The 3,030-nt window shown below is 60.3% G+C and carries 5 protein-coding genes; 2 read left to right on the plus strand and 3 right to left on the minus strand.

The genetic code is table 11. The features are described from left to right. Positions 1 to 243 precede the first annotated feature (243 nt). Entirely contained in the window at positions 244 to 456 is a 213-nt protein-coding gene (locus tag ACVBEG_RS26760) for a hypothetical protein (RefSeq protein WP_447108500.1), read from the plus strand. Positions 457 to 943: 487 nt separating this feature from the next. Here the strand turns inward: ACVBEG_RS26760 and ACVBEG_RS26765 are convergent, their stop codons facing one another. Further along, positions 944 to 1,201 (minus strand): hypothetical protein, encoded by a 258-nt coding sequence (locus ACVBEG_RS26765; protein WP_447108501.1) that lies wholly within the window; start codon positions 1,199 to 1,201, stop codon positions 944 to 946. 323 nt (positions 1,202 to 1,524) lie between these two features. On the opposite strand from ACVBEG_RS26765, the gene ACVBEG_RS26770 reads away from it, so the two are divergent. Further along, entirely contained in the window at positions 1,525 to 1,839 is a 315-nt protein-coding gene (locus ACVBEG_RS26770) for a hypothetical protein (RefSeq protein ID WP_447108502.1), read from the plus strand. 462 nt (positions 1,840 to 2,301) lie between these two features. Here the strand turns inward: ACVBEG_RS26770 and ACVBEG_RS26775 are convergent, their stop codons facing one another. Both ACVBEG_RS26775 and ACVBEG_RS26780 read right to left on the minus strand, forming a co-directional pair. Continuing rightward, on the minus strand, positions 2,302 to 2,451 hold the full coding sequence (locus ACVBEG_RS26775) for a hypothetical protein (protein ID WP_447108503.1): 150 nt from the start codon (positions 2,449 to 2,451) through the stop codon (positions 2,302 to 2,304). A gap of 75 nt (positions 2,452 to 2,526) precedes the next feature. Then, the gene (locus ACVBEG_RS26780) at positions 2,527 to 2,826 is read right to left on the minus strand and encodes a hypothetical protein (RefSeq protein WP_447108504.1); all 300 of its coding nucleotides are present in this window, start codon (positions 2,824 to 2,826) and stop codon (positions 2,527 to 2,529) included. Positions 2,827 to 3,030: the final 204 nt, after the last annotated feature.

The following is a 3,030-nucleotide window of genomic DNA, read 5'->3' on the forward strand; positions in this document are numbered from 1 at the left end:
CTTCCATCGCCAGAATAGGCACAGCGAGCCGAGAACGAGCGCCGCGACAGCGGCAACGACATCTTCCTTGCACCGGTCGATCATGCTGCTCTACCGCTGATGCGTGAGCGCCAATTGATCGACTCGACGACTTCCTGGCAGGTGATCTTCCACGCAGGCTCTCGGCGAACGAACGACTGATCAAGCCGAGGCTCGATCACGCACCAGGGCGCCATCATAGGCCTCGAGTTTGATCGCACGGGCATGACATCAACCACGTGCCAGAACCTTGGCCAAAGCCTCAAGGAAGCGTGCCGTTCCGCTGCAGACCGATGCGATGCAGGTGGTCTTCGGTATCTCGATACCCACCGGCGCACCATCAACGCCTTCACGGACAAGGTCCACAAGAATCTACGTGCCTCTCGACTGAAGATCATGGGCAAGGAGCTGGTGGTGATGAAATCGAGCCAGGCCTGAACAGACGAAGAACTGTTGAAGCTGTTCTTGATCCGGCTTCGACTCGCGCGCGACTTCGGCCACGCAACTCGACGTCATCGAGCGCAGCACAAGCCGCCGTCAGCGCAGACCGTCTACGTCGAACGCCGACGTACACGTCAAGCACATCAGCAACAACCGGCGAAGACACGATAACGACGCGCAGCGATGCCAGGCCATAGGCCTGGAAGAAGGTGCGCGACAACCAGCAACTGGGGTACCGAGGTTCAGGCCATTCGGCAGTTCCGCGCCTTCGGCGTATCGATGTAAGCCTGTCCAGCACGACGAACACGTTCTCCGGCATGCGGGTCAGCAAGCCAGCCAAGGCACTCGGACGAACGAGGTCCTGGTCGGGGTTGTTGGTCGCGAGAACACGACGCGGGAAAGGTCGGCGCCATCGATAGCCGCCAGCATTGCCGCAAGGGTCGATGACCAGCTTCGGTGGGCGCAACGCGAGCGTCCGGCCAGCTCAGCGGCGACAGAGGATAGACTGGCGAACGCATGCCGCACTGGCATGCATTTCAGGCCTGGTGCCAGAGAATGACGAGCGAATCAGCTCGAGAATGTCGTTGGAGCCATGACCCAGGAGGCGGTCGCGATTGCTCACCGGAGCGCTCTCGGAGACGGGCGCCTTGAAGATCAAACCATCACCGTCCGGCAGCGGGTCAACTGGAAGTTCGTCGCGAATCGTGGCTGAAGGCCGAGGGCGGACCAGCGGCGTCGTCATGGTCAGCTTGACGATCCTGGGGCTGAATCGATGTCGAGCCGCGGCGCCAGTCGTCCGACGGGGCTTGCTGGGACGCAGGCCAGTTTTGCACGCTGGGCTGAGCCAGGGCGAGGAAGTCGACGCCGACGTAAGTGCGGACCCTTGAGAGGCGTCGCTTCGGGCCGTCCGGCACCTTGAGCGCATCCGCTTTGTCACCGTCGAACACGCCGACGATGGATGACGGTGATGGCGATCAGTCGAGAAGCACATAGGTCGATCTACGCCGCGTGAAGGTCGGGCTCCGAAGATGGGTCAGGTCGATCCGTTCTCAGGACCAGCAATTGATGCAGCGGCGCCCTGGTTTGTCGTCCATCCAGATCGATGAATTCGAGGTTGGTCGTCGCCAGTCGGCGACCTTGATGCTGATTATCAGGAAACGCGTGGCGTCATCCGGTGAGTCTTCGATTTTTCTGCGATACGGTCAGGCCGTACAGCTTGTCGTCATCGCGGCCATGGCCGCTGAGTTCCACCACCTTGACCGCTTGGCCGTTCGGCGTCTGGCAACGGCGATGCGCCTCGACATTGAACGCGCGTCCAGCCACTTGCGGCACTGGTCAGCGATGGGGCGTGGAGTAGATGCGGCTGACGTCGGCTTGTAATTTCATCTACGAAGACGGTGGTGAACACGAATCGAACTTCGCCAGATGACTGATAGTTGTTCTGAGAAGCTGTCGAGGGTGCCGGTCGACGTGCCGCTTCGGTGGAATTTTTCGATTGTACCACGCCGAAACGACTGCGCGGTGGTCATTTTTATGGGAACACTTCATCAATGGCACCGATTGCAAGCCATGAATAGTGTGACGAAAGCTTCATGGCTGGAGCTTGGTGAAGGTGTGGAACTGAGGTAAGCGACTTTCAGCGGCTGCTCCAGCGCCAGGCAAGAGGAACACGATCCGCGGGAAAACGCGCTCATCTCCTTGTTGCCGAACTGCTTGTCGCGATCGATGACATGTTCGAGCATGGGGCTCTGGCTTCTGGACGGTAATATCGTACTTCGCCTCAAGTGCAGCGTGGCCATTTCATCCGGCGCTACTTGCGCACAGCGCGCAACCGCTCCACTATCATTCGAGGACTTTCTCGTCCAGGCCGTCAACGTGGATGCGCAGCGCCTCGAACTGGTCATTAGCCGCGTCCCTTGAACTCTGCCACGGTCGCCGACCAGGGCGTTGACCCTGATGCACGTCGACGGCGTCGTAGATGGGCTGCACCATGCCGCCAACCGAACGATGGCCTTGAAGGTCAGCAGGACCACGTGCTCGTGCCGACCAGGAACGTGGTCCAGACGATCATCGGGCGATACGGATGGGCACGTTCATCCACCAGCGATCGGGTTCGTTGATCGGGTCGCTGTACAGGCCGCTGGCGTCGATGAAGTCGTAGAGCGCGCTGTTCGATGTCATTGAGCTGCTCGATGGTCCGCATGCGCCGCTCTTCGAAGCCATCGACGATGACAGGACCAGGATAGAGTCGGCGTAGGTTGCAACATCACGCGTCGTCGGCGGCGATCTTCCGTAGTTGAGCATGGTCGGATAGATCGACGGGCACGCACCGAGCAGGAACTCTTCGCGAATGATCACGAACGACAATACCGCTCGGCTCGAGATTCCCGGCGCCGCGTACCACGCCGAACCTGGAAACGTCCACGGGCGCGAGGACGTCCGAGGACATGTCAGCCACGCATCGGGGACATCGCTCGTTCCAGGAACGAGCCGAAATTCCAGGCCGCCACGGTTTCATCGGGCGCGTAGTGAACGTAGGCAGTGTCTTGGAGTTCACTGTTCTGCGAGGAC

Source organism: Pseudomonas sp. GG8 (assembly GCF_052976945.1).

Excerpts from the sequence above, each read along its gene's own strand:
- ACVBEG_RS26760 (WP_447108500.1), top strand. The coding sequence starts at position 244 with ATGACATCAACCACGTGCCAGAACCTTGGCCAAAGCCTCAAGGAAGCG.
- ACVBEG_RS26765 (WP_447108501.1), bottom strand. The coding sequence starts at position 1,201 with ATGACGACGCCGCTGGTCCGCCCTCGGCCTTCAGCCACGATTCGCGAC.
- ACVBEG_RS26770 (WP_447108502.1), top strand. The coding sequence starts at position 1,525 with ATGCAGCGGCGCCCTGGTTTGTCGTCCATCCAGATCGATGAATTCGAG.
- ACVBEG_RS26775 (WP_447108503.1), bottom strand. The coding sequence starts at position 2,451 with ATGGTGCAGCCCATCTACGACGCCGTCGACGTGCATCAGGGTCAACGC.